The organism is Falsiroseomonas sp. RANM36 (genome assembly GCF_056682175.1).
In genome coordinates this window covers 260,940-264,922 of record NZ_JBWXTD010000002.1, presented here as the reverse complement: position 1 = coordinate 264,922, position 3,983 = coordinate 260,940, and the positions used below count along the sequence as shown (strand labels likewise).

General features: G+C 74.8%; 5 protein-coding genes and 1 pseudogene. All 6 read right to left on the bottom strand.

The genetic code is table 11. From position 1 onward, the window contains the following. Nucleotides 1-803: pseudogene (locus tag AC1MIR_RS02170) on the bottom strand (hypothetical protein); the annotation flags it as partial. 4 nt (nucleotides 804-807) lie between these two features. After that, nucleotides 808-1,398: a protein phosphatase CheZ gene (locus AC1MIR_RS02165; protein WP_480026543.1), complete on the bottom strand. Its 591-nt coding sequence runs from the start codon at nucleotides 1,396-1,398 to the stop codon at nucleotides 808-810. Then, nucleotides 1,391-1,759 (bottom strand): chemotaxis response regulator CheY, encoded by a 369-nt coding sequence (locus tag AC1MIR_RS02160; RefSeq protein ID WP_480026542.1) that lies wholly within the window; start codon nucleotides 1,757-1,759, stop codon nucleotides 1,391-1,393. Before AC1MIR_RS02160 ends, AC1MIR_RS02165 begins: the two co-directional genes overlap by 8 nt. Nucleotides 1,760-1,869: 110 nt before the next feature. After that, nucleotides 1,870-2,496 carry a MotE family protein gene (locus AC1MIR_RS02155; protein ID WP_480026541.1) on the bottom strand — a complete coding sequence of 209 codons (627 nt, stop codon included), beginning with the start codon at nucleotides 2,494-2,496 and terminating at the stop codon, nucleotides 1,870-1,872. A gap of 1 nt (nucleotide 2,497) precedes the next feature. Continuing rightward, complete coding sequence (locus tag AC1MIR_RS02150; protein WP_480026540.1) at nucleotides 2,498-2,929, bottom strand: DUF6468 domain-containing protein; 432 nt, start codon at nucleotides 2,927-2,929, stop codon at nucleotides 2,498-2,500. Continuing rightward, nucleotides 2,926-3,983 (bottom strand): flagellar motor switch protein FliM (gene fliM, locus AC1MIR_RS02145; RefSeq protein ID WP_480026539.1); only part of this gene is annotated, 1,058 nt, incomplete at its 5' end. The genes fliM and AC1MIR_RS02150, both read right to left, overlap by 4 nt.

Below are 3,983 nucleotides of genomic sequence, written 5' to 3'. Positions count from 1 at the left end.
GGGGGCTGGCGCACCCCCGCCGGGGGCGCGCGGGGGCTTTTCTGGGGGCGGGCCTGCGGGCCGGCGCGGAGCGCGGCGGCGTCGAGCGCGACGGAGGCGTCCAGCACCAGGAGCCACGCATCGCCACGGGCCAGCAGCGCCGCGCCGACCTCGGCGGCGGCGGGCACCAGCACGCGGCCGGGCGCGGCCTGCAACGGGCGCGCGGGCGGCGCCTGCGCCAGTTCGGCCGGTGGCGCGGGGGCGCGCTCCGGCGCCGTCGCGGGCTGCGCCGGCACGCCCTGACCCGGTCCGTTCTGCGCCGGAACGGGCTGCGACGGGATGGCCGGCGCGGGTGCAGAGGCTGCCGCGGGTGCAGCAGGCGCCGCGGCGGCCGGCGACGCGGGCGCGGGCGGGATCGGCCGCGCGGCCTGCGGCGGCGGCGTGGCGTGTCGCGGTGCGGCGCGCGCAGCGTCGGGCGCATCCACCACGATGCGGTTGCCCAGGCGGAAGACGCGCGCGCGCACGCCGGGCGCGAGCGTGACCGGGGCGGTGTCGCCCTCCGCGGCGATGCCACGCATGTTGCGCGGCGGGCGGCGCGCCGCGCTGGCATCGAAGCTCGCCGGCGCGGCGAAGCGCAGCACCAGCCTGCCCTCGGCTTCCTCGATCGCGTAGCCGATGCGCTCCGGCCAGTCGAAGACCAGCCGGCCATGCGTCGGATGATCGCCGACGCGCATCCTGACGCGCGTCTCGGCCGAGGCCGCGCCGGGCAAGGGCAGCAGGGGCAGCAGCAGCAGGATCAGCAGCAGCTGGCCGGCGCGGCGCATGCGATCAGAACTCCGACAGCAGGCGGTCGATCTCGGCCTGGCTGACGCCCGCGCCCGGCAGCTGCGGCCCCTCGGCCAGCCGGCGCCCCTCCGTGACCTCGGGGTCGGGCGCGGCGCGGCCTTCCAGGAAGCCGCCCGTCACGTCGGCAACGCGCGCCTCGATCGCCTTCAGCGCCGTCACCACCTTGCCGATGCGCTGGCCGGTGATGTCCTGGAAGCTGCAGGCCTCGTAGATGCGGGTGATGGCGCCCTGCAGCGCCTCCGCCTCCGCCTTGCCGACGCGGCCGGAGACCTGCTCCAGCACCTCGCAGCAATCGAGGATCTCGTTGGTGGCCTGGGCGGTGTGGTCCACGATCGCGTCCAGCTCGTCGGTCGCGCTCGGGATGTGGCTGCCGGTGATGTCGTCCACCTTGAGCCGCGCGATCTCCTGCTTGGCGCGCGCGACGGTGCGGCCGAGGCCCTCCAGCTCCGCCAGCAGCGCGGCCTCGGTCGCGGTCAGGTCGCCCGCCATGCTGCCCAGCACCTCCCGCACGGCCTTCTCGATCCTGTCGGCGGTGGGCGCGTCCGCCGCGCCGGGCGCGATGCCGTCAGGCATGCACCATCACCTTCTCGATCTTCTCGCGCAGCGTCTCGGCGTTGAAGGGCTTGACGATGTAGTTGGAGACGCCGGCCTGCTTCGCCGCCACCACGTTCTCGGTCTTGCTCTCGGCGGTGATCATGATGAAGGGCGTGTGCCTGAGCCGGGGATCGGCCCGCACCTCCTTCAGCAGGTCGAGGCCGGTCATCGGCGCCATGTTCCAGTCGCTGATGACCAGGTTGAAATTGCCGGCGCGCAGCTTGCTGAGCGCCTCCTCCCCGTCCGAGGCCTCCTCGACATTCTCGATGTCGAGCTGCTTCAGCAGGTTGCGGATGATCCGCAGCATCGTCTTGTAGTCGTCCACGATCAGGACGGACATGCGCTTGTCCATGCGATCCGCTCACCCTCTTGCCCGACGCCGCGCCCTCGGCGGCCCCGGCGGCGGAGATAGCGCGGCGTCGGTGAACGCATCGCGAAGACGATGCGCGATCATCGCCGCGCCGCCTGCTGCTCCATGCGCTCCGCCCTGAGTCGCGCAAGCTCCGCCGTCAGCGCCCGCGCGCGCTCCGGCCGCATGGCGCCGAGCACCGGCGCCGCCTTCGCCTCCCGCATGCGGTCCACGATCGAGAGCAGCACGGGCATCTCGAGGTCGTCGAAGATCACCGCCGCGTCGCGCGGGCGCATCCCCTCATAGAGCTTCACCAGGCCGCGCAGCCCGGCATCCTCGCGCGCCGCCCGCTCGCGCTCCAGCGCCTCCAGCCGGCCCTGCAGGGCGGTGAGCTCCTCCACGCGCGTCATCAGGCGCCGCTCGGCGGCGGCCAGCATCACCTCGCGCTGCGCCGCGGCCTGCTCCCGCGCCTCGATCTCGGCGCGGCGGGCGCGCAACGCTTCCAGCACGGCGCGTTCCGCGGCGGCCTCCGGCGCCGGCGGCGCCTCGGCTTGTGCGGCGGGCGCGGCCGGTTGCTGCGCCGGCGCGGCGGGCGGGGCCTGTGCCGCGGCGGAGGCGACCGGCCTCGGCGCGGCAGCCAAGAAGGGCGCGACAAGCCGCTCGGCCTTCACCAACACCCGCAGCGCCGCCGCGCCGATGCCGAGCCGCAGCAGCCCGATGCGCGGCATCTCAGCGCAGGCCCTGCAACGCGCGCAGCAATTCGCGTTCGGCCTCGCTGCGCGCGGCGCGGTCCGGCGCGGCGACGGCGGGCGCCGCCGGCGCATCCCCCGCGGCCGGCCGCGCGCGGCGCACCAGCCCGTCCAGCCGGTCGGCCAGCACCTCCGCGCGCTCGGTCAGGAAGGCGAGGTCGTCGCGCAGCTTCTCCGCCGTCGCGACACGCTCGGCGACGGCGCGGCCGGACTGCTCCGCCGTGGCGCGCAGCCGCGCCAGCGCCGCCTCCGCCGCCTCGGTGGCGCGCGCGATCTCCGTCGCGCCGCTCTGCAGGTCGCCGCCGGCGCTGCGGAGCACCGCGATCCGCCGTTCCAGCCGCCAGGCGAAGGGGATCACCAGCAGCAGCAGCAGCAGCAGCGCGGCATGCGCCGCCCATTCCAGCAGGCTCACGCGGCATCCTCCGTCGGGATGGGCGGCATCGGCCGCACCTTGTCGATCCGGACCGCGAGCCGGCTTTCGCGGCGGCCGAGCTCGGCCTCGAACAGCGCGACCTCGCCGCAGCGCAGCGAGACCGGCGCGCCGGGCGGCGTGGAGAGCAGGATGCGGTCGCCCACGCGCAGCCCCAGCACCTGGCTCAGCGGCATCACCTGCTGGTCGAGCACGACATCCAGCGCGACCTCGGTCTGGCGCAGCTCCTCGGCCAGGTGGGTCTCCCAGATGCTGTCGCGGCCGAAGCGCTCGCCCATGAACTGCTGCAGCAGCAGCTCGCGCACCGGCTCCAGCGTGGCGTAGGGCAGCAGCACTTCCAGCCTGCCGCCGCGATCCTCCATCTCGATCCGCATGCGGCTGACGACCGCGGCGTTGGACAGGCGGGAGATGGCGGCGAAGCGCGGGTTCACCTCCAGCCGGTCGAAGCGGAAATCCACCTCGCAGAGCGGCTCGAAGGCGGCCTTGAGGTCGCCCAGCACCACGCCGATCAGGCGCTCCACCAGGGTGCGCTCGATCGTGGTGTAGGGCCGGCCCTCGATGCGCATCGCCGCCGTGCCGCGCCGCCCGCCGAGCAGCACGTCCACAACCGAATAGATCAGCGCGGAATCCACCACGATCAGGCCGTAATTGTCCCACTGCTCGGCGCGGAACACCGCCAGCATCGCCGGGAGCGGGATGGAGTTCAGGTAGTCGCCGAAGCGCTGCGAGGCCATCACGTCGATGGAGATCTCGACATTGTCGGAGGTGAAGTTGCGCAGCGTGGTCGTCATCAGCCGCACCAGGCGGTCGAAGACGATCTCCAGCATCGGCAGGCGCTCATACGCGACCAGGCCGGAGGAGATGATGCGCTCGATCCCCGACATCGCGCGCTCGCGCGCGGGGCCGGCGTCGAAGCCGAGCAGGCTGTCGATCTCGGCCTGGTTCAGCACCCGCGTCGCCGCGCCGGGGGCGGCCCCCCCCCGCGGCCCCCCCCCCCCCCGCGCCCGCGCGCCCGCGGCGCCCCCCCCCGCGCGGC